This is a genomic window from Nocardioides sp. JQ2195 (assembly GCF_012272695.1).
Lineage (GTDB): Bacteria > Actinomycetota > Actinomycetes > Propionibacteriales > Nocardioidaceae > Nocardioides.
Genome location: NZ_CP050902.1, coordinates 2665873 through 2692657 on the forward strand (window position 1 = coordinate 2665873; position 26785 = coordinate 2692657).

26 protein-coding genes are annotated in these 26785 nt (G+C 69.6%); 9 read left to right on the forward strand and 17 right to left on the reverse strand.

Going from position 1 to position 26785, the window contains the following annotated elements; translation table 11 throughout:
- Positions 1-119: 119 nt before the first annotated feature.
- Complete coding sequence (leuA, locus tag ncot_RS12570) at positions 120-1889, reverse strand: 2-isopropylmalate synthase (RefSeq protein WP_168617918.1); 1770 nt, start codon at positions 1887-1889, stop codon at positions 120-122.
- 154 nt (positions 1890-2043) lie between these two features.
- Between leuA and ncot_RS12575 the strand changes: the two genes are divergently transcribed.
- The 3 genes from ncot_RS12575 to ncot_RS12585 are packed head-to-tail and all read left to right on the forward strand — an operon-like array spanning position 2044 to position 4188.
- Positions 2044-2535, forward strand: coding sequence for a flavodoxin family protein (locus ncot_RS12575; RefSeq protein WP_168617919.1), 492 nt, complete (start codon positions 2044-2046; stop codon positions 2533-2535).
- A gap of 13 nt (positions 2536-2548) precedes the next feature.
- The gene (locus ncot_RS12580; protein WP_240937892.1) at positions 2549-3355 is read left to right on the forward strand and encodes a septum formation family protein; all 807 of its coding nucleotides are present in this window, start codon (positions 2549-2551) and stop codon (positions 3353-3355) included.
- On the forward strand, positions 3352-4188 hold the full coding sequence (locus ncot_RS12585; RefSeq protein WP_168617920.1) for a septum formation family protein: 837 nt from the start codon (positions 3352-3354) through the stop codon (positions 4186-4188). Before ncot_RS12580 ends, ncot_RS12585 begins: the two co-directional genes overlap by 4 nt.
- Before the next feature lie 120 nt (positions 4189-4308).
- Here ncot_RS12585 and era read toward each other — a convergent pair whose 3' ends face one another.
- From era to ncot_RS12630, 9 genes are all read right to left on the reverse strand, one after another.
- Entirely contained in the window at positions 4309-5310 is a 1002-nt protein-coding gene (gene era / locus ncot_RS12590) for a GTPase Era (RefSeq protein WP_168617921.1), read from the reverse strand.
- A complete protein-coding gene (locus ncot_RS12595) occupies positions 5307-6083 on the reverse strand; it encodes a siderophore-interacting protein (protein ID WP_168617922.1) in 777 nt (258 codons plus the stop codon). Before ncot_RS12595 ends, era begins: the two co-directional genes overlap by 4 nt.
- Positions 6084-6103: 20 nt before the next feature.
- Positions 6104-7366 (reverse strand): cyclopropane-fatty-acyl-phospholipid synthase family protein, encoded by a 1263-nt coding sequence (locus ncot_RS12600; RefSeq protein ID WP_206064960.1) that lies wholly within the window; start codon positions 7364-7366, stop codon positions 6104-6106.
- Positions 7367-7392: 26 nt separating this feature from the next.
- The gene (locus ncot_RS12605; protein ID WP_168617924.1) at positions 7393-8790 is read right to left on the reverse strand and encodes an FAD-binding oxidoreductase; all 1398 of its coding nucleotides are present in this window, start codon (positions 8788-8790) and stop codon (positions 7393-7395) included.
- A gap of 104 nt (positions 8791-8894) precedes the next feature.
- Positions 8895-9227 (reverse strand): cytidine deaminase, encoded by a 333-nt coding sequence (locus ncot_RS12610; protein ID WP_168617925.1) that lies wholly within the window; start codon positions 9225-9227, stop codon positions 8895-8897.
- Entirely contained in the window at positions 9220-10536 is a 1317-nt protein-coding gene (locus ncot_RS12615) for a hemolysin family protein (RefSeq protein WP_168617926.1), read from the reverse strand. Before ncot_RS12615 ends, ncot_RS12610 begins: the two co-directional genes overlap by 8 nt.
- Positions 10533-10982 (reverse strand): rRNA maturation RNase YbeY, encoded by a 450-nt coding sequence (gene ybeY, locus ncot_RS12620; RefSeq protein WP_168617927.1) that lies wholly within the window; start codon positions 10980-10982, stop codon positions 10533-10535. Before ybeY ends, ncot_RS12615 begins: the two co-directional genes overlap by 4 nt.
- Positions 10979-11980 (reverse strand): PhoH family protein, encoded by a 1002-nt coding sequence (locus ncot_RS12625; RefSeq protein WP_168617928.1) that lies wholly within the window; start codon positions 11978-11980, stop codon positions 10979-10981. Before ncot_RS12625 ends, ybeY begins: the two co-directional genes overlap by 4 nt.
- A 53-nt stretch (positions 11981-12033) precedes the next feature.
- Entirely contained in the window at positions 12034-12390 is a 357-nt protein-coding gene (locus ncot_RS12630) for a histidine triad nucleotide-binding protein (protein WP_168617929.1), read from the reverse strand.
- 87 nt (positions 12391-12477) lie between these two features.
- Between ncot_RS12630 and ncot_RS12635 the strand changes: the two genes are divergently transcribed.
- From ncot_RS12635 to ncot_RS12650, 4 genes are read left to right on the forward strand one after another with little or no spacing between them, the layout of a single operon-like run.
- Positions 12478-13050 (forward strand): SigE family RNA polymerase sigma factor, encoded by a 573-nt coding sequence (locus ncot_RS12635; protein WP_168617930.1) that lies wholly within the window; start codon positions 12478-12480, stop codon positions 13048-13050.
- A complete protein-coding gene (locus ncot_RS12640) occupies positions 13047-14093 on the forward strand; it encodes a Gmad2 immunoglobulin-like domain-containing protein (protein WP_168617931.1) in 1047 nt (348 codons plus the stop codon). The genes ncot_RS12635 and ncot_RS12640 overlap by 4 nt, the downstream gene beginning before the upstream one ends.
- 25 nt (positions 14094-14118) lie before the next feature.
- Complete coding sequence (locus ncot_RS12645; RefSeq protein ID WP_168617932.1) at positions 14119-15090, forward strand: Gmad2 immunoglobulin-like domain-containing protein; 972 nt, start codon at positions 14119-14121, stop codon at positions 15088-15090.
- Positions 15091-15118: 28 nt separating this feature from the next.
- Entirely contained in the window at positions 15119-16162 is a 1044-nt protein-coding gene (locus ncot_RS12650) for a winged helix DNA-binding domain-containing protein (RefSeq protein ID WP_168617933.1), read from the forward strand.
- Here ncot_RS12650 and ncot_RS12655 read toward each other — a convergent pair.
- From ncot_RS12655 to hrcA, 4 genes are all read right to left on the reverse strand, one after another.
- Positions 16145-17497, reverse strand: a complete 1353-nt coding sequence (locus ncot_RS12655) for a cytochrome P450 (protein ID WP_206064961.1) — start codon at positions 17495-17497, stop codon at positions 16145-16147. The two genes, ncot_RS12650 and ncot_RS12655, sit on opposite strands and share 18 nt — an antisense overlap.
- 78 nt (positions 17498-17575) lie before the next feature.
- A complete protein-coding gene (locus ncot_RS12660) occupies positions 17576-18316 on the reverse strand; it encodes a 16S rRNA (uracil(1498)-N(3))-methyltransferase (protein WP_168617934.1) in 741 nt (246 codons plus the stop codon).
- Entirely contained in the window at positions 18316-19494 is a 1179-nt protein-coding gene (dnaJ, locus tag ncot_RS12665; protein ID WP_168617935.1) for a molecular chaperone DnaJ, read from the reverse strand. Before dnaJ ends, ncot_RS12660 begins: the two co-directional genes overlap by 1 nt.
- 47 nt (positions 19495-19541) lie before the next feature.
- Positions 19542-20564 carry a heat-inducible transcriptional repressor HrcA gene (hrcA, locus tag ncot_RS12670; protein ID WP_168619332.1) on the reverse strand — a complete coding sequence of 341 codons (1023 nt, stop codon included), beginning with the start codon at positions 20562-20564 and terminating at the stop codon, positions 19542-19544.
- A gap of 297 nt (positions 20565-20861) precedes the next feature.
- Between hrcA and ncot_RS12675 the strand changes: the two genes are divergently transcribed.
- Together ncot_RS12675 and ncot_RS12680 are read left to right on the forward strand one after the other, a co-directional pair.
- Positions 20862-21689: an MBL fold metallo-hydrolase gene (locus tag ncot_RS12675; protein WP_168617936.1), complete on the forward strand. Its 828-nt coding sequence runs from the start codon at positions 20862-20864 to the stop codon at positions 21687-21689.
- Positions 21690-21708: 19 nt separating this feature from the next.
- A complete protein-coding gene (locus tag ncot_RS12680) occupies positions 21709-22563 on the forward strand; it encodes a DUF3097 domain-containing protein (protein WP_168617937.1) in 855 nt (284 codons plus the stop codon).
- Between the two features lie 178 nt (positions 22564-22741).
- On the opposite strand, the gene hemW is transcribed toward ncot_RS12680, so the two are convergent.
- The 3 genes from hemW to ncot_RS12695 form a co-directional block, all read right to left on the reverse strand.
- A complete protein-coding gene (hemW, locus tag ncot_RS12685; RefSeq protein WP_168617938.1) occupies positions 22742-24004 on the reverse strand; it encodes a radical SAM family heme chaperone HemW in 1263 nt (420 codons plus the stop codon).
- 157 nt (positions 24005-24161) lie between these two features.
- On the reverse strand, positions 24162-25982 hold the full coding sequence (locus ncot_RS12690) for an AMP-dependent synthetase/ligase (protein ID WP_168617939.1): 1821 nt from the start codon (positions 25980-25982) through the stop codon (positions 24162-24164).
- A 123-nt stretch (positions 25983-26105) separates the two neighbouring features.
- The gene (locus tag ncot_RS12695) at positions 26106-26744 is read right to left on the reverse strand and encodes an MOSC domain-containing protein (protein WP_168617940.1); all 639 of its coding nucleotides are present in this window, start codon (positions 26742-26744) and stop codon (positions 26106-26108) included.
- Positions 26745-26785 lie beyond the last annotated feature (41 nt).

Sequence of the window (26785 nt, forward strand, 5' to 3'; positions counted from 1 at the left end):
CATCGCCCGTTGGTTGAGGAGGCGAGGCACGAGCCGTCACGAAACCACCGTGCCGCCTCAGGCATCGCCCGTTGGTTGAGGAGGCGAGGCACGAGCCGTCTCGAAACCACCGTGCCGCCTCAGGCGCGGTTGACCGCGGAGACCACTGCCTTCAGCGACGCCGTGACGATGTTGGCGTCGAGGCCGACACCCCACAGGACCTGGTCGCCGACGGCGCACTCGACGTAGGCCGCGGCGATCGCGTCGCCGCCGGCGGACAGCGCGTGCTCGTGGTAGTCGAGGACCCGCACGTCACCTCGGTCGGCGTACGTCGGGTTGCCCGCCGCCTGCTCGGACTCGACGAGCTCGTTCAACGCGTTGGTGAAGGCGTTGATCGGCCCGTTGCCACTGGCGGAGAGGGCACGCAGCTCCTCGTCGACGTAGACGTTGACGTTGAGCTGGTCCTTCTCACCGGCCGCCGACGAGGTGTGCACCGAGTTGAGCTTGAGCGGGCTCTCGCGGTCGAGGTATTCGTTGCGGAAGACCTCCCAGATCGCCTCGGGAGTCATCTCGCCACCGTCGGAGTCGGTGCGCTGCTGGACCACCCGGCTGAACTCGATCTGGGCGCGACGCGGCAGCTCGAGGTTGTGCTCGGCCTTGAGGATGTAGGCGACACCACCCTTGCCGGACTGGCTGTTGACCCGGATCACGGCCTCGTAGTTGCGGCCGACGTCCTTCGGGTCGATCGGAAGGTACGGCGCCTCCCAGTCGAGCTGCTCGACCGGCACGCCCTTCTCGGCGGCCTGCTTGTCGAGGTCCTCGAGACCCTTCTTGATCGCGTCTTGGTGGGACCCGGAGAACGCGGTGTAGACCAGGTCGCCGGCGTAGGGGTGGCGAGGGTGCACCGGCAGGTTCGTGCAGTACTCGACCGTGCGGCGCACCTCGTCGATGTCGCTGAAGTCGACCTGCGGGTCGATGCCCTGGCTGAAGAGGTTCATCCCGAGGGTGACCAGGTCGACGTTGCCGGTGCGCTCGCCATGACCGAACAGGCAGCCCTCGACCCGGTCGGCACCGGCCATCAGGGCCAGCTCGGTCGCGGCGACCGCCGTGCCCCGGTCGTTGTGGGGGTGCAGGCTGATCGCGGAGTGCTCGCGACGTGTGATGCCCCGGCCGAAGTACTCGATCTGGTCGGCGTAGGTGTTCGGCGTCGACATCTCGACGGTGGCCGGCAGGTTCAGGATGATCTCGCGCCCCGCCTCGGGCTGCCACACGTCGGAGACCGACTCGCAGACCGAGAGCGCGAAGTCGGTGTCGGACTGGGTGAAGATCTCGGGGCTGTACTGGTAGCCGAAGTCCTCGCTGCCGACGATGCCGCCGAGCAGCTCCTCGGCGTACTTCATCACCATCTCGGTGCCACGGACGGCGATGTTGCGGCACTCGTCGGGCGTGACCCCGAACACCACCCGCTGGAACAGCGGGGCCGTGGCGTTGTAGAGGTGGACCGTGGCGCGGTCGGCACCGACCAGCGACTCGATGGTGCGCTCGATGAGGTCCTCACGGGCCTGGGTGAGCACCGAGATCTGGACGTCGTCGGGGATCCGGTCCTCCACGACCAGCTTGCGCACGAAGTCGAAGTCGGTCTGGCTGGCGCTCGGGAAGCCGACCTCGATCTCCTTGTAGCCCATCTTCACCAGCAGCTCGAACATGCTCAGCTTGCGGGCGGGCGTCATCGGGTCGATCAGGGCCTGGTTGCCGTCGCGCAGGTCGGTGGAGAGCCAACGCGGAGCATGGGTGATCTTCTTCGTCGGCCAGGTGCGGTCCGGGACGTCGACGGGAACGAACGGCGTGTAGCGCTGGAACGGCATGCCGCTGGTGGACTGCCGATTGCCGGTGTTGCTCAGATTGGTCATGGAAACCTCGCTGCTTGAAGTCTGGGGTGCCGGGCGGCAGCACGCTTCTCCGCAACGAGGGGGCCGGCTTTCAGGCCTCGCTGCGGCAGCGAAGGAGGAGGCTGCGCATCTTCATGACGGTTCCACCATAACGCAGTCTGGTTAGCCTGTGACCATGTCCCAGCTGCTGATCGTGCACCACTCCCCCACCCGCTCACTGCAGGCCCTCACCGACGCGGTGGTCGCGGGCGCCTCGGACGACGCGATCGCGGGCGTCGAGGTCGTCGTCCGACCGGCCCTGGAGGCCACCGCGGACGACGTGCTCGCGGCCGACGGCTACCTGCTCGGCACCAGCGCCAACTTCGGCTACATGTCCGGAGCCCTGAAGCACTTCTTCGACTCCACGTTCCTGCAGGTCGGTGGGGCGCTCGATCCCACCGGTGCCGCCGGGGAGTCGGAGGGGCAGACGAACAAGCGGCCCTACGGCCTCTACGTGCACGGCCGCTACGACACCGCCGGAGCCGTCCGGTCGGTGCAGTCGATCGTGGGGGCTCTCGGCTGGCGCCAGGGCTACGACGTGCTGGAGGTGCTCGGCGACGTGGGCGATCCCGAGACTGCGGCTGCCTACGAGCTGGGCGGTACGATCGCGGCACTGCTCACGACCTGAGGACTGCGATCCTGTGCCCCCTTCTCGACGACTGCTGCCGGCCGTCCTCCTGGCCTTCGCCGTCCTCCTGTCGGGCTGTGGCGACGACGGCGCGGCTGACAACGTCGACCCCGACCAGGTCGACTCGGTCGAGGCGCCCGAGCTGGGTGCCTGCCGAGACCTGCAGCCCGAGGACGTCCAGCAGGCCAGCAACGCGACCGAGACCGTGGACTGCAGCGAGGACCACACCGCCGAGACCTATGCCATCGGCCAGCTGCCCGAGAAGTTCGCCTCCGCCGCCCACGACGCTCCGGAGGTCGCCGCCTTCGCCTACCAGAAGTGCTCCACCCAGTTCGAGAAGTTCCTCGGTGCCGATGAGTCGCTGGTGATGCGCACGGTGGTCAGCTGGGCCTGGTTCCGCCCCTCGGAGAAGGCGTGGGACGACGGCGCGCGCTGGTACCGCTGTGACGTGGTCGGTGGCGGCGAGCAGTCCAAGTCGTACGTCGACCTCCCGGTCACCGCCAAGGGGTTGCTCAGCGGTCGTCCCAACGACGAGTGGATGGTCTGTGCCGAGGGACCGACCGTCGTTGGCGACGTCAAGGTGCCCTGCTCGCAACCGCACAACTGGCGTGCGGTCACCACGATCAAGGTCGGCCAGGACGACGAGCCCTACCCCGGCGACCGACTGGTCGAGGTCAAGACCCGAGACTTCTGCTCCGACTCGGTCGGCGCCTGGATGAGCTACCCGGTCGACTACGACTACGCCTACACGTGGTTCCACGAGGCGGAGTGGAACGCCGGGAACCGGCGCTCCATCTGCTGGGCAAGGACCAACAAGTGATCCGCGTCGTCGCCGCCGTCGTGCTCGCCCTGGGGCTCCTGACCGGGTGCTCCGGCGCCGACGAGCCAGCCGCCGACCAGACCCCCACCGCGACACCGACGAGCACACCGGAGCCGACTCCCGCCGAACCGGCGCCCCGGCCGGACGTCGGCGCCTGCTACGACCTGGCCTACGACGAGGCCATCGCGCCGACGAGCGACCGGAAGGCGGTGCCCTGCAAGACCGAGCACACCGCGCAGACGGTCCACGTCGGCCAGCTCGACACGGTCGTCGACGGCCACCTGGTCGCCGTCGACTCCGAGCGGGTGCAGCGGCAGGTGGCCTCGTCGTGTCCGGAGCAGATGGCGGCGTTCGTGGGTGGCACCGCCGAGGACCTGGAGCTGAGCATGCTGTCGGCGGTGTGGTTCAGCCCGACGGTCGAGGAGTCCGACGGCGGACAGAACTGGTACCGCTGCGAGGTCGTGGCCCTCGCCGGGCGCCAGCAGCTGAGCCCCCTCAAGGCATCGATGAAGGGGATCCTGGCCACCCAGGAAGGACGGGACAGCTTCGGCATGTGCGGCACCGACCGCCCCGGGACCCAGGGCTTCGAGCGGGTTCCCTGCGCCCGCGACAGCTCGTGGCGAGCGATCTCGACCGTCGACGTGCCGGCCGGCAGGAACGGCACCTGGCCCGGTGCCGAGGCGGCCAAGGCCGCGGATGGCGACACCTGCAAGGACGCCGTGCGTGACGAGGCCGACGACCCGCTCAAGTTCACCTGGAGCTATGAGTGGCCGACGAAGAAGCAGTGGCAGGCCGGCCAGCACCACGGATTCTGCTGGGCCCCCACCTCCTGACGCGAACGGGCAATTCTTGCTGCGCGAACGGGCAGTCCTTGCTGCGCGAACGGGCAGTCCTTGCTGCGCCAGCGGGCAATTCTTGCTGCGCGAACGGGCAATTCTTGCTGCGCGAACGACTCAGAAACCGAGCTTGCGCAGCTGACGCGGGTCGCGCTGCCACTCCTTGGCCACCTTGACCCGGAGGTCCAGGTGCACCGGGGTGCCGAGAATGGCCTGGATCTGCAGGCGCGCATCGGTGCCGACCTGCTTCAGGCGCGAGCCCTTGTGCCCGATCACGATGCCCTTCTGGGAGTCGCGCTCGACGTAGAGGAAGGCATGGATGTCGAGCAGGGGCTTGTCGGCCGGCCGGTCCTCGCGCAGCTGCATCTCCTCGACGACCACCGCGATCGAGTGCGGCAGCTCGTCCCGGACCCCCTCGAGTGCCGCCTCGCGGATCAGCTCGGCGACGATCGCCTCCTCGGGCGCATCGGACAGCTCACCGTCCGGGTAGAGCGGCGGACCCTCGGGCAGCATCCCGGCCAGGATGTCGGCGAGCAGCGTCACCTGGTCGCCGCCCTTGGCGGAGACCGGGATGATCTCGGCCCACTCCGTGCCGGTCTCCACGCCGAGCGCCTGGATCGCCAGCAGGTGCTCCCCGATCTGCTCGGGGGTGGCCAGGTCGGTCTTGGTGGCGATGGCCACCTTGACCGTGCGGCGCACCTTCGCCAGCTCGTTGACGATGAACGTGTCGCCGGGGCCGATCTTCTCGTTGGCCGGGAAGCAGACCGCGACCACGTCGACCTCGGCCCACGTCGTCTTGACCAGGTCGTTGAGCCGCTCGCCGAGCAGGGTGCGGGGACGGTGCAGCCCCGGGGTGTCGACCAGGATCAGCTGGGCGTCGTCGCGGTGCACGATGCCGCGCACGACGGTGCGGGTGGTCTGCGGCTTCGACGAGGTGATCACCACCTTGGAGCCGACCAGGGCGTTGGTCAGCGTGGACTTGCCGGCGTTCGGACGCCCGACGAACGACACGAAGCCGCTGCGGAAGCCGTCCGCACGCTCGCCGTGCAGGGGGCCGGCCGGTGCCACTCCCGAGACGTCGAAGTCCCGGTCCGACTCAGACTTGCCGTGCTCGCTCATTCGCTCTCCCGTGCTGCGTCGTAGTCGGCCCAGATCTGTTCGTCTGACTTGCCTGCGGCCTTGCCGGCCCGATAGATCGGGCCCGGGTCCACGGCCCGCGGTTGCCGCTTGGCCACCCCGCGCCAGTAGCCCATCACGTCGTACGCCGTCGACGGGAGCCTTCGCTCACGCATCAGGTGCTTGCGGATCGCCCGCATCTGCGCGGACTCCCCCGCCATCCAGAAGTATCCCTCACCCTCGGGCCAGTCGATGCCCTCGACCACCTGCGCCAACGCGCTCTGCCCGTCGCCCGGCTGCTCCAGCCAGGTGACGTCGGCGTCCGCGGGAAGGTAGTCGGCCACGTCGGAGGGGACCTCGGCCCAGATCCGGATGGGTACGTCGGTCACGGTGGCGCTGATGCGTGCCATCGCCGGCATCGCGGTCAGGTCTCCCACGAGCAGCAGCCAACGGGCGCCGGCGGGCATCGCGAACGAGCCCTTCGCCTCGGTGATGGTCACGCCGTCGCCGGTGCAGTCACGCATCGCCCACTCGGTGACGAGTCCGACGTCGTGCACGGCGACGTCGACGACGAGCTCGCCGCCCTGCCAGGACCGCACCGTGTAGTAGCGGCTCTGGAACTGGCCGGGCACCACGAGGCCCACCCACTCGTCGGGGATGCCGGTGCTGCGGAACGACGCCAGTCCCTCGCCACCGATGACCAGGCGGACCAGGTGCGGGGAGATCTGCTCACGACGCAGCACCACGGCGTCGTACTGCTCTGCTCGGGTGCTCACCCGCGAAGGCTATCGCGCCGTCAGGCGGTCCAGTCCGGGCGCAGCGGGAACGAGTCCGCCGACTCGTCGTTGCGAGTTGCGAGCACGTGGTGGAGCTCGATCTCGTCACGCTCGAACGCGAGCCGGGATCCGGCCATGTAGAGGCCCCAGACCCGCGCCGTCCCCTCCCCCACCTCGGCCACGCACTCGTCCCAGTTGGCCTCCAGGTTGCGGCACCAGCCCGCGAGCGTCAACGCGTAGTGCCGACGCAGGTTCTCGGTGTGCTGCACCTCGAGCCCCGCGTCCTGGGCCGCGGCCACGATCGTGCCGGAGCCGATCAGCTCGCCGTCGGGGAAGACGTAGCGGTCGATGAACGCACCCGTCGACGTGGGCCGGTTGTGGGACCGGGTGATGCAGTGGTTGAGCAGGCGGCCGCCGGGGCGCAGCTTCTCACGCAGGAAGCCGAAGTACGCGGGGTAGTTGCGCACGCCGATGTGCTCGGTCAGGCCGATCGAGCTGACCGCGTCGAAGTCGGTGTCCATCACCTCGCGGTAGTCGAGGTGGCGGACCTCGGCCAGGTCGGAGAGGCCCTCACGATCGATGGCCTCCTTGGCCCACTGGGCCTGCTCGAGCGAGAGCGTGACTCCGAGCGCCTTCACGCCGTACTCCCGGGCGGCGTGGCGCACCATGCCGCCCCAGCCGCAGCCGACGTCGAGCAGCCGTTGCCCCGGCTGCAGCGCGAGCTTGCGACAGATCAGGTCGTACTTCGCGGCCTGGGCCTCCTCGAGGCTGACGCCGGCATCGTCGTAGAGGGCACAGGTGTAGGTCATCGACGGCCCCAGCACCAGCTCGTAGAACCGGTTGGAGACGTCGTAGTGGTGTGAGATGACCTCCGCATCGCGGCCGCGCGAGTGGCGCAGGCCCTCCATGGCCCGGCGCCAACGTGGCAGGTGCTCCTGGGGCGGGACCGGTGGCGGCACCAGCTTGTCGATGCCCAGGCCACGCACGAGGCGCAGTGCCTCGGTGACGGTGGGGCGCCGGAAGCTCAGGTGGCTGAGCAGCAGCTCCATCGGCGCGTAGGGGTTGCCGGGGTGCGCGCCGACCAGGTCGAGGTCGCCCATCACGTAGGCCCGCGCCATGCCGAGGTCGCCGGGCGCGGTCATGATGTAGGACAGCCCGCGCTCGTTGCGCAGGTGGATGCCCAGCTCCGCGTCATCGGGGCCGGCCGAGGAGCCGTCGTACGCCGTGAAGCGCACCGGCACCCCGTGTTTCAACAGGGACTCGATGGCCTCACCGATGGTCACCGGATCCGTTTGTGGCTTGGCAATACTCAATGCCGTCGCACCGCCTTGTCATAGAGGGTCGTCAGTCTGTGGTCGGGGTCGTAGCGGTCCTTGACCGTGGCGAGGTTCGCTCCGTCGTAGAGCCGGTCGAACTCGTCGCGGTCGTAGAACGCCTCGGAGTAGAGCGACTTGTGGCCGTCGTGGTCGCCCAACCACGACTCGATGGCCCGGTTGGTGGGCGCCTCCTGCGCGCTGTCACCCACGGGTACCGTGCCCCAGAAGCCCGCGTTGACATAGGTCGTGTCCGGCTCGAGGGGGTAGGTCGGCCAGGTGCGCTCGCCGCGCAGGCGCAGCGGGCACAGCCACACCGGTCGCATCCCCACGTTGTCGTCGAACCACGCGAGGAAGGCGGGCAGCTCGCCGATCGGCACCTCGACGTCCTGGATCACGCGTTCGCGGGCGGGGCGTCCCCTGCGCCGGTCGATCCGGTCGATGATGCCGAAGCGACGATCCAGCCCGACCAGCTTGTGGAACACGTCGGAGCGGCGCCAGCGGCGGGGCCACAGCCTGCGGATCCTCGGGTCGTGCAGCCCGAAGGCGCCGGAGCACCAGAACCAGTCGGTGTCCCACCGCCACAGGTAGTCGTGCATGGTGAGCAGGTCGGTCGCGCGCTGCTGCACGGACCGGTAGTAGATCTGCTGGCCGGTGTAGTCGCCCACCAACGGCTGCGCGTCGGTGGCAGCACCCGGCTCGTGACCGTCACTCCACCTGGCGAGGGTCAGGTAGAGCTCTCCGGGCTCGAAGAACACGCCGTCGAGCCCGTCGACACGCTGGCCCTGCCACTCGCCGGACTCGACGATGGCCTCGATCGCCTTGCCCAGCTGGTCGGTGTCGTCGAAGCGGACATGACGCAGCGCGACGTACCCCGGCACCTCCTCGAGCTCGATCCTGAGCCGGGTGGCGTAGCCGAGCGAGCCGTAGGAGTTGGGGAAGGTCGCGAAGAGGTCGGCGTGCTCGTCGGGACTGGCGGTGACGACGTCACCGGCGCCGGTGAGGATGTCCATCTCGATGACCGACTCATGGGGCAACCCGTTGCGGAAGCTGGTCGACTCGATGCCGAGCCCGGTGACCGCTCCGCCGAGGGTGATCGTGCGCAGCTGCGGGACCACCAGCGGGATCAGTCCGTGCGGCAGGGTCGCCTCGACCAGGTGCTCATAGGTGCACATGCCCTGGACGTCGGCGGTCCGGTTCTCGACGTCGACCTCGATCACCCCGTCCAGGCCGCTGACGTCGAGGCCCGGTGCACCGGCCGCGGAACGTGGGCGGAAGAGGTTGCTGGTGCGCTTGGCCAACCTGATCGGTCCCTGCGGCGAGATCTCGGCATACGAGTCGAGCAGTCGGCGTACGGCGTCGTCGTGGGCTCCCCACCCACCTGTGAAGGTCACGTCCCCACGGTAGCGCGAAACTAATTGACCATCCCAACCATGTCTCGGTAGTCCCCAACGTGCCGCAGGTGGAACCACCGGTTCGACCTGCCTGACGTTGGGGACTATCGGGTGTGGAGGGTGCCCTTCGGGTCCCCGAGGCGTACGACGACGCCGGGGCCGGCGAAGTCGTCCAGGGCAGCCCGGTCGGCATCCGCGAGCTCCGTCGCCCCACCGAGCACCACGACGGCCTCGAGACCTGTCGAGCCCGACGCGAAGGCCATCGCCACGCAGACCTGGACCGCGGAGATCTTCAACGACGGCAGGTCGACGGTGCCGGCGGCATAGGTGCGTCCGTCGGTGTCCCGCACGGCGGCGCCCTCAACGGCACGGGTCCGGGCCCGGGTGGCCCGGGCAAGGGTGACCAGCTTGGCGTCCTCGGGAGCGAGATCAGGCATGCGGCTCAGCGTAGTCGTCGTCCTCCGCCGACTGCGGCGCCGGCTCGACCTTGCTGATCAGCACGGTGCCGATCCGGTTGCGGCGCCCGGTCGGCGCCTCGGCCTCGAAGCGCAGGCCGTGGGCCTCGATCGTGGATCCGGGGATCGGCACCCGGCCGAGCTCCTTGGCCAGCAGGCCCCCCACGGAGTCGACGTCGTCGTCGACGAAGACGTGACCCGGGAACAGCTCGTCGAGGTCGTCGACGGGGTAGCGGGAGGAGACCCGGGTCGAGCCGTCCTCGAAGACCTCGATCTCGATCTCGCCCTGGTCGTACTCGTCGGTGATCTCGCCGACGATCTCCTCGAGCACGTCCTCGATGGTGACGATGCCGGACGTGCCGCCGTACTCGTCGACCACCACGGCGATGTGCTGGCGCCGGGCCTGCATCTCGGAGAGCAGCTCATCGGCGGGCTTGCTGTCCGGCACCCAGTGCACGGGACGCAGCAGCTGGTCGATGCGCTCGGTGGTCTCGGCGTCGGCGTTGTCGAAGACCCGCTTGGTTACGTCCTTGAGGTAGGCGAACCCGACCACGTCGTCGAGGTTCTCCCCCACGACCGGGATCCGCGAGTAGCCGCTGCGCAGGAACAGCGACATCGTCTGCCGCAGGTTCTTGTGGCGCTCGACGAAGAGCACGTCGGGGCGCGGCACCATCACTTCGCGCACGGTGGTGTCGCCGAGCTCGAAGACGGAGTGGATCATCTTGCGCTCGCCGTCCTCGATCACGCTCGAGGCCTCGGCCATGTCGACCAGCTCACGCAGCTCGGTCTCCGAGGAGAACGGGCCGTCGCTGTAGCCCTTGCCGGGGGTGAGCGCGTTTCCGATGAGGATCAGCAGCTGCGGGATCGGGCCGAGCACGCGGGTGATCGCCTGGATCGGTCCGGCACACAGCAACGCCACGGTGATCGCGTGCTGGCGTCCGAGGGTGCGTGGGGCGACGCCGATCACCACGAAGGAGACCACCAGCATCGCGCCGATCGCGATCAGGATCGAGGCCCACCAGCCGGACACGTTGCTGGAGACCAACCGGGCCACCAGCACGATCGCGGCCACCTCGCACAGGATGCGCAGCATCAGCGTGGTGTTGAGACAGCGCGCCGGGTCATCGAGGATCGCCAACAGCTTCTTGGCGCCCGGCTTCTTCTCGGCCACGATCTCCTCGGCCCGGGCGCGGGAGAAGGAGGAGAAGGCTGCATCGGCGGCGGAGAACACGCCGGCAAGGACCACGAGGACGGCTGCTGAACCCAGCAGCCAGAGATCGCCGCTGGTCATCGGGAGCGCCACCTGGCCAGGAGGTCGTCCTGGAGGCCGAACATCTCCTTGTGCTCCTCGGGCTCCGCGTGGTCGTAGCCGAGCAGGTGCAGGATGCCGTGGACGGTGAGCAGCTCGAGCTCGGCGAGCTTGCCGTGCCCTGCGGTCTCCCCCTGCTTCTCGGCCACGTCGGGGCACAGCACCAGGTCACCGAGCACACCCTCTTCGGGCTCCTCGTTGACCAGGCCCGGTCGCAGCTCGTCCATCGGGAAGGCCAGTACGTCGGTGGGGCCCTGCTTCTCCATCCACTGCTCGTTGAGCTGGGCGATCGTGGGCTCGTCGACGGCCTTGATGCACAGCTCGGCCTGGGGGTGCACCCGCATCTCGTCCATCACGAAGCGGCTCAGCGTGGCCAGGTGGTGGACGTCGAGCTCGTGGCCCGACTCGTTGAGCACCTCGATGGTCACTGGTGCGTCCCCTTCACGTCGAAGCTCTCGTAGGCGGCCACGATCTTGCCGACCAGCCGGTGGCGGACGACGTCGTGGGCGGTGAGCCGGTTGAACGAGATGTCCTTGACGTCGGTGAGGATGTTCTCGACGATCCGGAGGCCCGACTTCATCCCGGAGGGCAGGTCGACCTGGGTGACGTCACCGGTGACCACGATCTTGGAGCCGAAGCCCAAGCGGGTCAGGAACATCTTCATCTGCTCGGGCGTGGTGTTCTGGGCCTCGTCGAGGATGATGAACGAGTCGTTGAGCGAGCGCCCGCGCAGGAAGGCGAGCGGCGCCACCTCGATCGTGCCGGCCGCCATCAGCTTCGGGATGCTCTCGGGGTCGATCATGTCGTGGAGCGCGTCGTAGAGCGGGCGCAGGTAGGGGTCGATCTTCTCGGTCAGGGTGCCCGGCAGGAAGCCGAGCTTCTCGCCGGCCTCGACCGCGGGCCGGCTGAGGATGATCCGGTTGACCTCCTTGGCCTGCAGGGCCTGCACTGCCTTGGCCATCGCCAGGTAGGTCTTGCCGGTGCCGGCCGGGCCGATGCCGAACGTGATCGTGTGCTTGTCGATGGCATCGACATAGCGCTTCTGGTTGAGCGTCTTGGGCCGGATGGTGCGGCCGCGGTTGGACAGGATGTTGAGGGAGAGGACCTCGGCCGGGTGCTCGGTGGTCTCGGTGCGCAGCATGGACATCACCCGCTCGACCGTCTCGTCGGTGATGCCCTGCCCGGTGCGGATGATGGTGACCAGCTCTTCGAGCAGGCGCTCGACCAACGCGATCTCCGCGGGGGCGCCGTGCAGGGTCACCTGGTTGCCGCGCACGTGCACGTCGGCGTCGAAGGCGTTCTCGATCAGGGAGAGGTGTTCGTCGCGGGGGCCGAGCAGGCTGACCATGTTGACGCTCGCGGGCACCACGACGGTGTGCTTGGTGGCCTTGCCCCGTGGACCGGAGGCGCTTTGGGATTCAGTCATGAGGCCTCCATGCTACGGCGCCACCCCGGCGTACGCCCATCGCGTTTGCCCGCTCAGCCGGGCGGCCAGGTCAGCTCACGGCCCGCGAGGACGTGCAGGTGGGCATGGAACACGGTCTGTTGGGCGGCAGCACCCGTGTTGAACACCGCCCGATAGCCCTCGAGCCCCTTCTCCTCGGCGACATCGCGGGCGGTCGTGAAGAGGTCGGCCAGCGCCGAGGGCTCGTGGACGGCCAGCTCCGCAGCATTCGCGTAGTGGCTGCGGGGAATGACCAGGAAGTGCGTGGGCGCCTGGGGGTTGAGGTCCTTGAACGCCACCGAGGAGTCACTGGCATGAACGACCTCGGCGGGCAGGTCACCCGCCACGATCTTGCAGAAGATGCAGTCGTCAGGAGGCACGGGAGTCGTCATGCCCCCAACCCTAGGTGTGAGTGCTGGAGCAAGAAAGTGCTGTCGGCGTGTAAACCCCCGGGGTCGGCGGCGCGTGCCACTAGCGTGATGACCCATGCATGGGCGACGACTGCGACCAGACCGGTGACCACGCCGGCTCGGCCGCTCGACGCCGACTCGGCGGTCGAGCAGCTCTACGCCGCCCACTGGCGTTCCCTGGTCCGCCTCTCGGTGCTCCTCGTGCGTGACGTCGGCACGGCCGAGGAGGTGGTCCAGGACGCTTTCGTGGCGATGCACGGTCGTTGGCACACGCTGCGGGAGCCCGACAAGGCGCTGGCCTACCTCCGGCAGGCGGTGGTGAACCGTTCGCGCTCGGTCCTGAGGCACCGCAAGGTGGTCGATCGCCACATCGCCTCCGAGAAGCACGCGGCACCGCGCACGACTCCGGGAGCCGACCAGGCCACGATCGACCACGAGCGACGCGCGGCCGTCCTCGACGCGCTCAGCAGGCTCCCCCGCCGGCAACGCGAGGTGCTGGCGCTGCGCTACTACCTCGATCTCAGCGAGGCCCAGATCGCCGAGACCCTCGGCATCAGTCGCGGAGCAGTCAAGAGCCACGCCTCCCGGGGCGCCACCGCCCTGCGTCACCAGCTCGGAGAAGTCCTGGAGGACCAGTCATGAACCGCCCCGAGAACAACGATCCGCTGCGGGAGCTGCTCTCCGACGCCGTCTCCGACATCGAGCCGGACGATGCCCTGGGGAGCATCCGCGAGCGGACCCGGGCCAGCTCGACGACCTCCCGTCGTCCGTGGCTCTACGGCGCCGGTGGTGCCGTCATCGCCACCGCCGCCACGATCACCGCCATCGCGCTGGCCGGCAACCTCGGCAACGACGACAGCGCCGACCCCGGCCCGGCCGTCTCACCCGACGGACGGACCAGTGGCACGACCGACGGCCCGAGCGATGACGGGGCCGACTACGTGCTGCCGGTCTACTACGTCGGTGACGGGCCCGACGGACCCCGACTCTTCCGCGAGTTCCACCCGAAGCACGCGGCCGGGGGCGCGGAGCTGCGGCTGGCGGTCGACGAGGCCGTCTCCGGCAGCCCCTTCGACCCCGACTACCGCAACCCGTGGCCCGAGGGCACGGCCGTCGGGAGCGCGTCGTACGACGGCGACGTGATCACCGTCGACCTGTCCACCAGTGGACCGTCCTTGCGCCGACGACCGGCCGGCATGACCGCGACGGAGGCGTCATTCGCCGTCGAACAGGTCATCTTCACCGCCCAGGCCGCGGCCGGTGATGGTCGCCGGCCCGTGCGGCTGCTGGTCGACGGGAAGCAGTCCGACACGGTCCTCGGCGAGCCGGCCGCGGAGCCGTTGTCCAACGACACGGTCACCGAGGTCCTGTCCCTGATGAGCATCACTGCCCCCCGCGAGGGCGTCGAGGTCTCGGGCATGTTCACCGCGACCGGCGTCAACAACGGCTTCGAGGCGTGGGTCGGGTGGCAGCTGGTCGACGCCACGGGAGCCGTCGTCAAGGACGGGTTCGGCACCGCCGCCGGGGCGGCGGAGACGAATCGTCTGTTCCCGTGGCGGATCGAGGTGGACCTGGCGGGGGTGGCCCCCGGCCGCTACACCTTCCGCGCCTACAACGACGATCCGTCGGGCGGTGCTGAGGGCGCCGGTCCCGCGGAGGACACTCGCACCATCATCGTCCCATGAGTCACACCGAGCCCAGGAGGTTCCCATGACCCTGTCCCCCCACGCCCGCCACCGCCGCGCCCTCGTGGCGCTGGCCGTCTCGTCGCTGCTGGTCCTCACCGCGTGTGGTGACGAGGGATCCGGCGACAGTGCCGGCGACGACCCCAGCCGGGCCGAGTCCTCCGCACCGATCGAGGAGTCACCGAGTCCGGCCACGGAGTCCAGCAGTGCGCCGGAGCCTTCCGGCACCGAGGCACCTGCCCCCGGCAAGGACATCACCGTTCCGGTCTACTACCTCGGCGACGATCCGCGCGGGACCCGCCTGTTCCGTGAGTTCCACCTGCTCTCCGGTGGCGACGGCCTCGACATGTTGACGGGTGCTCTCGGCGAGGCACTGTCCACCCAGCCCGAAGACCCCGACTACCGCAACCCGTGGCCCGACGGCACGGCGCTGGGCAACGCGACGTACGACGGCGACGTGATCACCGTCGACCTGTCTCCCGGTGGGACCGCGTTGCGCAAGCGCCCCGCGTCGATGACCAAGGCCGACGCGGCGATGAGTGTCGAGCAGCTGATCTACACCGCGCAGGCCGGGGCCGGGGAGGGCCGCAAGCCCGTGCAGTTCCTGGTCGACGGCTCGCACACCGACACGCTGCTCGGGGTGCCGGCCGCGGAGCCGCTGTCCAACGCGAAGGTGCTGGACACCCTGTCGTTGATGAGCATCACCTCCCCCGCCGAGGGCAAGCAGGTCTCCGGGAAGTTCACCGCGACCGGCGCCAACAACGGCTTCGAGGCCAACCTCGTCTGGTCGGTCCTCGACGGCGACAAGGTGGTCAAGGAGGGCTTCGGAACGGCCGACGGATGGATGGGCAACCGGCTGTTCCCGTGGAAGGTCGAGGTCGACGTGTCCGGGCTGGCCCCGGGCGACTACACCTTCCGGGTCTCCAACGACGACCCGAGCGGTGGCGCAGAGGGCAGTGGTCCCGCGGTCGACACCAGGACGATCGTCGTCAAGTAGCCACGGGGGTGCCCGCTAGGTTGAGGTCGTGCAGCTCTCCGCTCGCGACCTCAACCGCACCCTGCTGGCCCGCCAGCACCTCCTCGAACGCAGCCACCACAGCGTGCCAGCGATGGTCGAGCACCTCATCGGGCTCCAGGCCCAGGAGAACCTCTCTCCCTACCTGGGCCTGGCCGCGCGGATCCGGGACTTCGACCCACGCGCCGTCAGCACCGGCCTCGAGGAACGTGGTCTGGTCCGGCTCCTCACCATGCGCGGCACCATCCACCTGCTGGTCCCCGGCGACGCGCTCTCGCTGAGGCAGTGGACCCAGCCGCGCCAGGACAAGGAGCGGGCCGCCAGCCAGAGCATCGGTGAGGCCCGGCACCTGGAGCCCGCAGTCTTCGCGAGCGCAGTCTCGGAGCTCCTCGCGCACGGGCCGTTGTCGGGCAAGCTGCTCGGCGTCGCTCTCGAGGAGCGCTTCCCCGGGCTCTCCCCGACAGCCCTGACCAACCTGGCCCGGGTCAACCTGCCGCTCGCCCAGCTGCCGCCGCGCGGGTGCTGGAAGCAGGGTGGCGGCGTGGTCTACCAGTACGTCGACCGCTGGCTGGAGCGCCCGTTGCAGGCGCCCCAGACCGAGACGATCGTGCGACGCTGGCTGCGTGCCCACGGCCCCGGCACATCCGCCGACGTCACCGCGTGGTCCGGAGTCACCGGCCTGGGGCCGGTGATGAAGGCGATGGACGACCTGGTCCGGCACACCGACGAGTCCGGCCGGACGCTCTACGACGTCGCCGATGCACCGTTCGTGTCCGGGGACCGGCCGGCGCCGGTGCGGCTGCTCGGCACCTACGACAACGTGTGGTTGTCCCACGCCGGGCGCGACCGGGTGACCACACCGGAGAACCGCCAGCGTTGGATGGGGCTCAACGGCGGCAACGCCCGCACCGTGTTCGTCGACGGCTGGCTGGAGGGGCTGTGGCGCATCGTCGACGGTGCGATCGAGCTGGAGCTGTTCCGGGCCCTCACCCGGCGCGAGGAGCAGGAGCTCGACGACGAGGTGGAACGCGCCCGATCACTCCTGGCGAGCTGACCCCGGCTCCACGCCGACCGGCTCGCGCGCGGTGCTCTCAGGCCCAGGGAACACCGGCAGCCGCTCCACGCCGTGGACGATCGAGCTCTGCCGGAAGCCCAGGTCGCCACCGGCCAGCCGCATCTCCGGGAAGCGGCGTGCCAGCCCGGGGAACGCGGCCCGCAGCTCCATGCGGGCCAGCTCGGAGCCGATGCAACGGTGCAGTCCGTGGCCGAAGGCCAGGTGCGGTGCCGGAGCGCGGTCCGGGGCGAACGTGTCGGCGTCGCCACCGAAGGCCGCGGGATCGCGGTTGGCCCCCGGGATCGACACCAGGACCACGTCGCCCTTGCGCACCCGGTGGGCACCCAGGGTGAGGTCCTGCTTGGCGAAACGTGGGAAGGCAACCTGGACGACGGAGAGATGGCGGAGCAGCTCCTCCACGATCGGGCCCACCGACTCCGGGTCCTCGCGCAGCCTGTCCCACGAGCGCCGGTTGCCCGAGGAGTCGCGGTCCCCCAGGAGCACCGCGGAGCCCATCGCCAGCATGCCGGCACTGGTCTCCATGCCGCCGGTGAAGACGCCGTCGGCCAACCCGGCCAGGTCATGGTCGCTGATGGCGTCGCCGTGCTGACGGATGATCTGGCCGATCAGGCCCGGGCCGGGCTCACGGCGCTGTCGTGCGGTGGCCTCCTTGAGGAACTCCCGCGAGTCCGAGATGGCACCCAGCGTGCCGGTGCCACCGCCGGTCACGTCGAAGCGGGCACTGCCGAGCTTGCGGAACACGTCGCGGTCGTGGTCGGGCAGCCCGAGCAGCTCGCAGATGACCAGGAACGGCACCGGGAACGCGAAGGTCGGCACCAGGTCGACCACCTCGTTGCTTCGTGCGGCCGCAGCGATCTCGTCCAGCTGTCGATCGACGATGCGCGTCACCATCGGTCGGATCCTGGCCAGCCGGTGCATGGTGAACTCCGGTGTGATCAGCCTGCGCAGCCGGGTGTGGTCGGGTGGATCCGTGAAGCCCAGTCCCCCGATGTCGCCGTCGGCGGCGCCACGCCGGCCGACGTACGGGCGGATGTCGGTGCTGTAGGCCTTCGGCTCCATCAGCACCTGTCGGCCCTCCGCAAGGCCGGTGACCAGCCAGACGTTCATCCCCAGCAGCGTGGTCAGGTGGTGCACCGGGTCCTCGGCACGGGTCGCGGCCAACCGTTGCGGCGGGTCGAAGCCGTCACGCCTCAGCGGCCAGCCCAGTGAGTCCGGCACGTTGTCGAGCGCGGACAGGTCGAGGGTCTGCGCCGGCACCAGGCGCAGCAGGGTCTTGCGCACCAGGCCCTGCAGGTGGCGCTTCATGCGAGTCATGCCTCCAGCGTTGCTGAATCAGCGGTGATCCACATCAGGATTTTCCCCGACCCGTCCCTTCCCTGCGCCGGCCTCCGGTCAGGACCACCTCGGGGTCCGGGCCAGCAGCGCCGCCACGGCCGCCACTCCGGCGGTCGAGGTGCGCAGGACCTCGCGGCCCATGCGCACCGGCTGTGCGCCTGCGGCCAGGAAGGTGGCCAGCTCCTCGTCGCTGATCCCGCCTTCGGGTCCGACCACCACGACCATGGTGGCATCCGGTGCCAACGCCACGGCGGACAAGGGCAGCGTGGCGTCCTCATGCAGCACGACGGCACCATCGGCCGAGCCCAACAGCTCGGCCACCGCGTCGGTGCCGGCCAGTGGAGAAACCGTCGGGAACCAGCTGCGACGGGCCTGCTTGGCGGCCTCGCGGGCCGTGGCGGTCCACTTCGCGTGGGACTTGGCCACGCGTTCCCCGCGCCAGACCGCCACCGAGCGGGAGGCCGCCCACGGCACGATCACGTCGACCCCGATCTCGGTCAGCACCTCGACTGCCAGCTCAGCACGGTCCCCCTTGGGCAGGGCCTGCACCACGGTGATCGACGGCTGCGCCTTCTCCTCGACGTGCACGTCGGCGACCTCGACGGTGAACACCCGCTTGCCGGTGGTGGCCACGACGCCGGGTGCCGACGTGCCGACCCCGTCGGTGAGCACGACCGACTCACCGACCCGAAGGCGGCGTACGGCGACCGCGTGGTGCGCCTCGTCCCCGGTGATCTGGACGACCGAGCCGGCGGCGACGCCCGCGAGCGTCGGCACGAGGTGCACGGGGAGAGTCATCAGTGGTTGAACGCGTCGCGCAGTCGGCCGAAGACGCCCTTGTGGCCGGCCTCGACGTTGCCGGTCGGGGCCTCCTCTCCTCGCAGGTTGGCGAGCTCGCGCAGGAGCTCCTCCTGACGGGCGTCGAGCTTGGTCGGGGTCTCCACCACCACGGTGACGACCAGGTCCCCGCGTCCCACGTTGCGCAGGCCGGGGACGCCCTTGGCCCGCAGGACCTGCTCGCTCCCGGACTGGGTGCCCGGCTTCACCTCGAGCGGGAAGCTCGTGTCCACGTCGGAGTCGGCGTCAGCGACGTCGGCCTCGAGCGTCGGCAGGGTCAGGGTCACGCCCAGCGCGGCCGCGGTCATCGGCACCGTCACCGTGCACCGCAGGTCGGAGCCGTGACGGGTGAAGGTCTCGTGGCGCGCCACGTGGATCTCGACGAACAGGTCGCCGGCCGGGCCACCTCCGGGGCCGACCTCGCCCTGGCCGCTGAGCTGGACCCGGGTGCCGGTGTCGACACCGGCCGGGATCTTGACGGTCAGGCCGCGACGCGACCGGACGCGACCGTCGCCGGCGCAGTCACGGCAGGGGTCCGGGATGATCGAGCCGAAGCCGCGGCAGGCAGCACACGGGCGCAGGGTGCGGATCTCACCGAGGAACGACCGCTGGACGTGGGCGACCTCGCCCGCCCCGCGACAGGTCTCGCAGGTGATCGGCTCGCTGCCCTCGGCGGCACCGCCCCCGTGACAGGTCTCGCAGACGACCGCCGTGTCGACCTTGATCTCGCGCGTGACACCGAAGGCCGCCTCCGCGAGCTCGATCTCGAGGCGGATCAGGGCGTCCTGGCCGCGGCGTACTCGTGCCTTGGGCCCGCGGCCGGCCTGGCCGGCGCCACCCTGGCCGCCGAAGAACGCGTCCATGATGTCGGTGAAGGAGAACCCCTGACCCTGGCCGAAGCCGCCGGCGCCGCCCATGCCTCCGCCGAACGGGTCGCCGCCACGGTCGTAGGAAGCCCGCTTCTGCGGGTCGCTGAGCACCTCGTAGGCCAGCGAGACCTCCTTGAACTTGTCCTGGGTCTCCGGATCCGGGTTCACGTCGGGGTGCAGCTGGCGGGCCAGCTTCCGGTACGCCTTCTTGATCGCGTCGCCATCCGCGTCGCGGGAGACGCCGAGGATTTCGTACAGGTCCTGTCTCATGAGTCCTTCTGGTTCGTTGGGAGGATGGTTCGTGTTCGTGGGGGGTCTCAGGCCTCGTCGAGGATGCGGGAGACATAGCGGGCGACGGCACGCACCGTCGCCATCGTGCCGGGGTAGTCCATGCGGGTCGGCCCCACGATGCCGAGCGAGGCCAGTGCCTGCTCCTCCGGGCCGTAGCCGGTGGCGACGACACTCGTGGTGGCCAGCTCCTGGTAGGGGCCCTCGTGGCCGATGCGCACGGTGACCGTGTCACCCGTGCCTGCCTCGCCGAGCAGCTTGAGCAGGACGACGTGCTCCTCGAGCGCCTCGAGGATGGGACGGATCGTGGTGTCGAAGCCGTCGCCGAACCGGGCCAGGTTGGCGGTTCCGCCGACCGCCACCCGTTCGTCGGAGCGGTGGTCGGACATCGCCTCGACGAGCGAAGCGACGACAGCGGTGGCGACAGGTCGCCCGCCCTCCGGCAGCTGGTCGACCACGTCGTCCAGGGCGGTGGCGGCCGTGGCGATCACCTCGCCGATGACGGCGCGGTTGACCAGGGTCCGGAGCGGGGCGAGGTCTTCCTCCGGCAGCTCGCCGGCGAGCTCGACGACGCGCTGCTCCACGCGACCGGTGCTGAGGATGAGCACCAGCAACAGGCGGTTGGGCGCCAGCGCCACGATCTCGACGTGCCGCACCGTGCTGCGACTGAGCGTCGGGTACTGCACGACCGCCACCTGGCGCGTCAGCTGGGCGAGCAGCCGGACGCTGCGCTGCACGACGTCGTCGAGGTCGACCGCGCCCTCGAGGAAGGAGGAGATCGCGCGCTGCTCCGGCCCACTCATCGGCTTGACCGTGGTCAGCTTGTCGACGAAGAGCCGGTATCCCTTGTCGGTGGGCACCCGGCCGGCGCTGGTGTGCGGCTGGGCGATGAACCCCTCCTCCTCGAGCGCGGCCATGTCGTTGCGCACCGTGGCGGGCGAGACACCCAGCTTGTGGCGCTCGACCAGGGCGCGCGACCCGACCGGTTCCTCGGTGGAGACGTAGTCCTCCACGATGGCGCGCAGGACGGCGAGTCGACGGGCCTCGACCATGTGGCTCACCTCTCGTCCTGGCTCGGTGGGTGCTGACGCTGTGCACCCGGGGTCTGGCAGTGGGGCTGTGGGCGGCACCCCGGGGTCAAGATTGGCACTCCGAAACACCGAGTGCCAATGCTACTCGCCCGGACCTCGGAAGCCGAAGACGCTGGACGCGGGCCTGATCACGTTCCGGTCGTGGGCCGCCAGCTCGCGCGGATCTCTCCGCGCCCCTGGCGTGGTTCCGGACCTCCAGCACCAGGCGAGCGTGCAGGGGCGTCCGCGCGCTGCTCCCACTCCCACTAGTCTGGCCGGATGCCTGACTCCCTGACTGCGGTGGCCGATCGGGTCTGGGTCGCCCGCCACGCATGGTTCGACGTCAACGTGACGGTGATCGGTGGGGAGGCCGGCCTGGTCGTCGTCGACACGCACGCCTCCCTGGACGCCGTGCGCGACACCCTGGCCCGGGTCAGGGAGGTGAGCTCCGCACCCGTGGTGGCGGTGGTCAACACCCATTCCCACTTCGACCACGTGCTCGGGAACGCCGTCTTCGAGGACGTGCCGGTCCTGGCCCACGAGGAGACCGCCGCGGCCCTGGCCGCGTTCCGCGACGACCGACCGACGTACGACGGGGAGCGCGCGGCCGAGGTCGATGCCTCGCCGGTCGTGCTCCCGACCGACACCTTCTCGTCGGCGCGCGTGGTGGACCTGGGCGACCGGCAGGTCGAGCTGTTGCACCCCGGCCGTGGTCACACCGCGGGAGACGTCGTCGTCCGCGTTCCTGACGCCGATGTGCTGCTCACCGGTGACCTGGTCGAGGAGTCGGCTCCCCCGGCGTACGGCGAAGACTGCTGGCCGATGGAGTGGCCCACCTCGCTCGACCTGGCGATCTCCCTGATGACGGACCGGACCGTGGTGGTCCCCGGGCACGGAGCCGTGGTCGATCTCGACTTCGTGCACCAGCAGCGCGGCGAGATCGGCATCGTCGCCGAGACCATCCGCGACCTTGCCGGACGCGGCGTCCCGGCGTCTCAAGCGCTGGCGCAGGGCGAGTGGCCTTGGCCACAGGAGCTGCTGGAGCACGCCGTCGCCCGTGGCTACGAGCAACTCCCCCGCGCGTCGAAGCGGCTTCCGCTGATCTGATCCGACTAGCGTTGACCCGGTGACTTCCCCCACCGACCGCTACGGCTCCGACGTCCTCAACACCGACTGGCGAGCGCCCCGCAACGGCCGTGCCATTGACGTCGAGGCCGACAACGGACTGGTCGTCGAAGAGGTGACCACCGACTGGTGCGGCGAGATCGTTGCGGTCGACCGTGACATCGACACCGTCACCCTCGAGGACCGGCGCAACAAGCGCCGCACCTTCCCCCTCGGGCCCGGCTTCCTGATCGACGGCAAGCCCGTCATCCTCACCCGCCCGACCAGGCTGAAGACGCCCGCCAAGCCGACCCGGACCGCGTCGGGCTCGGTCGCCGTGCACGGCGCGAAGGCTCGGGTGGCCCGGGCCAGCCGGATCTTCGTCGAGGGTCGCCACGACGCCGAGCTGGTCGAGAAGGTGTGGGGCGACGACCTGCGCATCGAGGGCGTGGTGGTCGAGTTCCTCGGCGGTGTCGACGACCTCTCGGACCACCTGCGCGACTTCAAGCCCGGCCCCGACCGCCGCGTCGGCGTGCTCGTCGACCACCTCGTTCCCGGGTCCAAGGAGAGCCGGATCGCGCAGTCCATCGCCAAGTCACCGGTCGGCAAGCACGTGCTGATCGTCGGCCACCCGTTCATCGACGTCTGGGCTGCGGTCAAGCCCGAACGGCTCGGCTTCAAGCGCTGGCCCGACGTGCCCCGCAACATCGAGTGGAAGCACGGCGTCTGTCAGCAGCTGGGGTGGCCGCACCGCAACCAGACCGACATCGCCCGCGCCTGGCAGCACATCCTCGGTGGGGTGCGCGGCTTCCAGGACCTCGACCCGGCGCTGCTCGGTCGCGTCGAGGAGCTCATCGACTTCGTCACCGCCCCCTAGCGCGAACGGGCAGTTCTTGATGCGCGAACGTGCAGTTGTTGTCGCGCGAACGGGCAGTTGTTGTCGCAGGACCGCAGGTTCTGGAGGCACGGGGCCGACGGGCAGGTGCCGGACGGTCAACGACCGTCGTCCCGACGCGCAGCAACCCGCAGCTCGCGCATCAAGAAGACGCAGCTGGTCAGACCAGGTCGCGGACGATGGCGTCGGCGAGCAGACGACCGTCGCGGGTGAGCACCAGGCGCGCACCCGCAAGGTGGGCGTCGTCCGGCGATGCAGCGTCCGACAGCGCGTCTCCCAGTGGACCGGGCTCGACGAGTCCGCGAGCAACCAGGTCGGGCAGCTGCGCCCGACCTGCGTCGTCGAGCAGCGCGATGTCGAGCCCGTCGCGGATCCGGATCTCCAGGAGCACCCGCTCGACGAGCCTGGTCTCCTCGTCCAGGGTCTCCCGGGCATGCGCCGGACTGACTCCGCGACCGATGCGCTCGGCGTACGCCGCGGGATGCTTGACGTTCCACCACCGGACGCCACCGACGTGGGAGTGCGAGCCGGGCCCGACGCCCCACCAGTCGGCGCCCTGCCAGTAGAGCAGGTTGTGCCGGCAGCGGGAGGCGTCGTCGCGCGACCAGTTCGACACCTCGTACCACCCCAGCCCGGCAGCGGCGAACGCGTCATCTGCCGCGACGTACTTGTCGGCGAGGTCGTCGTCATCAGTCATCGGCACCTCGCCGCGCCGCACCCGCCTGGCCAACGCGGTGCCCTCCTCGACGATGAGCGAGTACGCCGACACGTGATCCGGCGTGCAGGCCAGCGCAGCATCGATCGAGACCTGCCAGTCGGCCAGCGACTCCCCGGGCGTGCCATAGATCAGGTCGAGGCTCACCTGCTCGAAGCCGGCCTGCCTGGCCCAGTCGACGACGGCCGGCACACGGAGCGGATCATGGGTGCGGTCGAGGGTCTGCAGCACGTGGGGCACCGCCGACTGCATGCCGAACGAGAGCCGGTTGAAGCCCCCGGCGCGCAGCGCCTCGAGATCCCACGACGTCACGCTGTCGGGGTTGGCCTCGGTGGTGACCTCGACGTCGTCGGCCAGTCCGAACTCCCCCGAGATCGCGGCAATGATGGCGGTCAGGTCCGCCGGTGGCAGCAGGGTCGGGGTCCCGCCACCGAAGAAGATCGTGTCGACCCGGCGGTCCACGTCGCCGAGCACCGTGCGCGCCCGACGGATCTCGGCGATCGCGGACTCGGCGTACGTCGCCCGGGTGACACCTTCGCCGAGCTCGGTGGCGGTGTAGGTGTTGAAGTCGCAGTAGCCACACCGCACCGTGCAGAACGGCACGTGCACGTAGACCCCGAAGGGGCGCGTCGCGGCGCCTTCGAGGGCGGAGCCGGGCAGGCGGCCGTCGGACGGGGCCGGGTCACCGGGAGGAAACGCGGAGGGCATCGGCCCATCCTCCCACCGACCGCAGCGCGCGAACGCATCGGTCGGTGACGCAGGAGCGCAGAGGAGGAAGCAGGAGGACGCGAGAACGGGTGCCGGTGGACCGTTCCACCGACACCCGTTCTCGGTCCAGCTCAGCTGCCTCCGGGCAGCGCGGGACTCAGCCGTAGAAGGACGAGATGACGTCCTGCTGGTTCCCCTCGACGACCTTGCGCTTGACCTTCATCGACGGAGTCAACTCCCCGGACTCGACGCTGAGGTCGTGGTCGAGGATCGCGAACTTCTTGACCGTCTCCCAGCGGTTGAGGCGCTGGTTGAGCTCGTCGACGTAGCCCTGCACCATCTCGCGCACCTCGGGCGAGGCGACGACGTCGGCGTACGACGCCCCCTCCTTGCCGTTCTGCGCCGCCCAGTCGGTCATCTGGTCGGGATCCAGGGTGATCAACGCCGAGACGAAGTTGCGCTCGTTGCCGATCGCCAGGAACTGGCTGGCGTAGGGACAGATCGCCTTGAACTGCGACTCGATCGCCGAGGGCGCGATGTACTTGCCCCCTGAGGTCTTGAACAGGTCCTTCTTGCGGTCCGTGATCTTCAGGAAGCCGTCGTCGTCGAGCTCACCGATGTCACCCGTGTGCAGCCAACCGTCCTCCGTGAGCGTCTCGGCGGTGACCTCCGGGAGGTTGTGGTAGCCCTCCATGACGTGCGGGCCACGGAGCAGGACCTCGCCGTCCTCGGCGATCTTGACCTCACTACCCGGGAACGGTGCGCCCACGGAACCGAACTTGTACTGGTCGGGGTGGTTGACCGTCGCACCAGCAGCGTTCTCGGTCATGCCGTAGCCCTCGAGCACGGTGATGCCCGCTGCGTGGAACCACTCAGCGACCTCGCGGTTCAGGGCCGCGGCGCCGGAGATGAAGAAGCGGACCCGTCCACCGAAGCGGGCACGGACCTTGGCGAAGACCAGCTTGTCGAAGAGGCCGTGCTGCAGCTTGAGGCCGAACGGGACCGACTTGCCCTCACGCTTCAGCCGGTCGACCTCGAGGCCGACCGCGAACGCCTTCTTGAAGAGCTTCTCCTTGGCACCGCCCTCGGCGGCCTGCATCGTGACGATGCGGGAGTAGGCCTTCTCGAAGATCCGCGGGGCAGCACCCATGAAGGTGGGCTTGACCACCGCCAGGTTGTCGATGATCTTGTCGACGCGGCCGTCGACGGCCGTCGCGAAGCCACAGGCCAGCTGGGTCGAGAGCAGCACCTTGCCGAACGCGTGTGCCATCGGCAGCCACAGGAACTGGAGGTCGCTCTCGTCGAGGATGTTCTGCGACGCGATCGCCTCGCCCTCGTAGACCCAGGACCGGTGCCGCAGGCGCACACCCTTGGGAGGACCGGTCGTCCCGGAGGTGTAGATCAGCGTCGCGAGCTGTTCGGGCTCGATCGCCTCGGCGTGCTCGACGACCGCGTTCGGGTTGCCCTCGAGGTAGGTCTCGCCCAGCGCGGCGAGGTCGTCGATGCCGATCACCCAGTCACCGTCAGCCTGGCCGTCGAAGGTGACCACCTTGGAGATGTGCGGCAGGTCGGACTTGTGCGCGACCAGCTTGGCGATCTGGTCGTCGTCCTCGGCGAAGACGATCCGGCTCCCGGAGTCACTGAGGATGTACGCCGTGTCATCGGCGTTCGTCGACGAGTAGACCGTGGTCGTGGCGGCTCCGGAGAGCATGATCGCGAGGTCGGCCAGGATCCACTCGTAGCGGGTGGACGAGGCGATGCCGACGCGCTGCTCGGGCTCGATCCCGAGTGCCATGAGTCCCGCGGCCAGGTTGTTGACCCGGTCCCCTACCTGCTGCCAGGTCACGGACTCCCAGGTGTCTCCGACCGGGAAACGGTAGGCCTCCTTGTCCGACGACTTCGTGACCCGACCGAGGAACTGAACAGCGACGTTCTTGGGCATGCTCTCGAGGAAGGACGCGTCGTGATTGATCGGCATGGCACTCCTGTTCGCGGCCGCGGACCACGGCTCCACTTCATTGACTTGTGAGTAACCTAGATCACCGCGCCCGGCCACGCACGCGATCCCGACCAGCAGACGGCGAATGGGACGAAGTCCCCATCACGTCCGGGTGATCCGTGCCCGGACGGAGGCCGCAAGTCCCTCGACCGCGAGCAACCCCGGAGCCAGCTGGCGCTCGGTGGTCAGGGCCCGGAACATGTGCGACACGGTGATGCCGTGGTCAGGGCGGTGCTCGACGACGATCTCGTCGCCGGCTGCCATCCGCCCCTCCTCGAGCACCCGCAGATAGGGGCCGGGGCGCTGGTCGGCGGCGAAGCGCTTCACCCATGCCACGTCGTCGAAGCCGCCCAGTCCCATCCAGTTCTTGAAGACCGAGCAGGGGATGCGCACCTTGGCGACCTCGAGGAGCACCTCCCCGATCCGCCACCTCTCCCCCACGAGCGCTTCGTTGACGTCGATGCCCTGCGTGGTGAGGTTCTCGCCGAAGAAGCCGTTGCGGATCGGGCCGTCCAGCTCGCGCTCCCACCTGTCCAGGTCCTCGCGTGCGAACGCGTAGACCGCCATGTCGGGTCCCCCGTGGTGGACCGTGTCGGCGACCTGGTCGCCGTCGATGCCGTGACGGCGTACGTCGACCGGGCCGGCCACTGCCTTCTTGTCGATCGCCGTGCGCTTGAGGTTGCCTGCCCACTCCTCGTCCCGAGGCAGGCCGATGGAGATCTGGAGGACCGACGCAGTCATGCGGGGGATCCTTTCACGCGCACCCACCACCGGGCACACGG

Bases quoted from the DNA above. Each gene is read 5' to 3' on its own strand.
- ncot_RS12635 (WP_168617930.1), top strand. From the start codon at position 12,478: ATGACCCATGCATGGGCGACGACTGCGACCAGACCGGTGACCACGCCG.
- ncot_RS12675 (WP_168617936.1), top strand. From the start codon at position 20,862: ATGCCTGACTCCCTGACTGCGGTGGCCGATCGGGTCTGGGTCGCCCGC.
- dnaJ (WP_168617935.1), bottom strand. From the start codon at position 19,494: ATGAGACAGGACCTGTACGAAATCCTCGGCGTCTCCCGCGACGCGGAT.
- ncot_RS12630 (WP_168617929.1), bottom strand. From the start codon at position 12,390: ATGACGACTCCCGTGCCTCCTGACGACTGCATCTTCTGCAAGATCGTG.
- ncot_RS12645 (WP_168617932.1), top strand. From the start codon at position 14,119: ATGACCCTGTCCCCCCACGCCCGCCACCGCCGCGCCCTCGTGGCGCTG.
- hrcA (WP_168619332.1), bottom strand. From the start codon at position 20,564: ATGGTCGAGGCCCGTCGACTCGCCGTCCTGCGCGCCATCGTGGAGGAC.
- ncot_RS12660 (WP_168617934.1), bottom strand. From the start codon at position 18,316: ATGACTCTCCCCGTGCACCTCGTGCCGACGCTCGCGGGCGTCGCCGCC.
- ncot_RS12575 (WP_168617919.1), top strand. From the start codon at position 2,044: ATGTCCCAGCTGCTGATCGTGCACCACTCCCCCACCCGCTCACTGCAG.
- era (WP_168617921.1), bottom strand. From the start codon at position 5,310: ATGAGCGAGCACGGCAAGTCTGAGTCGGACCGGGACTTCGACGTCTCG.
- ncot_RS12615 (WP_168617926.1), bottom strand. From the start codon at position 10,536: ATGACCAGCGGCGATCTCTGGCTGCTGGGTTCAGCAGCCGTCCTCGTG.
- ncot_RS12625 (WP_168617928.1), bottom strand. From the start codon at position 11,980: ATGACTGAATCCCAAAGCGCCTCCGGTCCACGGGGCAAGGCCACCAAG.
- ncot_RS12695 (WP_168617940.1), bottom strand. From the start codon at position 26,744: ATGACTGCGTCGGTCCTCCAGATCTCCATCGGCCTGCCTCGGGACGAG.
- ncot_RS12610 (WP_168617925.1), bottom strand. From the start codon at position 9,227: ATGCCTGATCTCGCTCCCGAGGACGCCAAGCTGGTCACCCTTGCCCGG.
- leuA (WP_168617918.1), bottom strand. From the start codon at position 1,889: ATGACCAATCTGAGCAACACCGGCAATCGGCAGTCCACCAGCGGCATG.
- ncot_RS12690 (WP_168617939.1), bottom strand. From the start codon at position 25,982: ATGCCGATCAATCACGACGCGTCCTTCCTCGAGAGCATGCCCAAGAAC.
- ncot_RS12655 (WP_206064961.1), bottom strand. From the start codon at position 17,497: ATGACTCGCATGAAGCGCCACCTGCAGGGCCTGGTGCGCAAGACCCTG.
- hemW (WP_168617938.1), bottom strand. From the start codon at position 24,004: ATGCCCTCCGCGTTTCCTCCCGGTGACCCGGCCCCGTCCGACGGCCGC.
- ncot_RS12640 (WP_168617931.1), top strand. From the start codon at position 13,047: ATGAACCGCCCCGAGAACAACGATCCGCTGCGGGAGCTGCTCTCCGAC.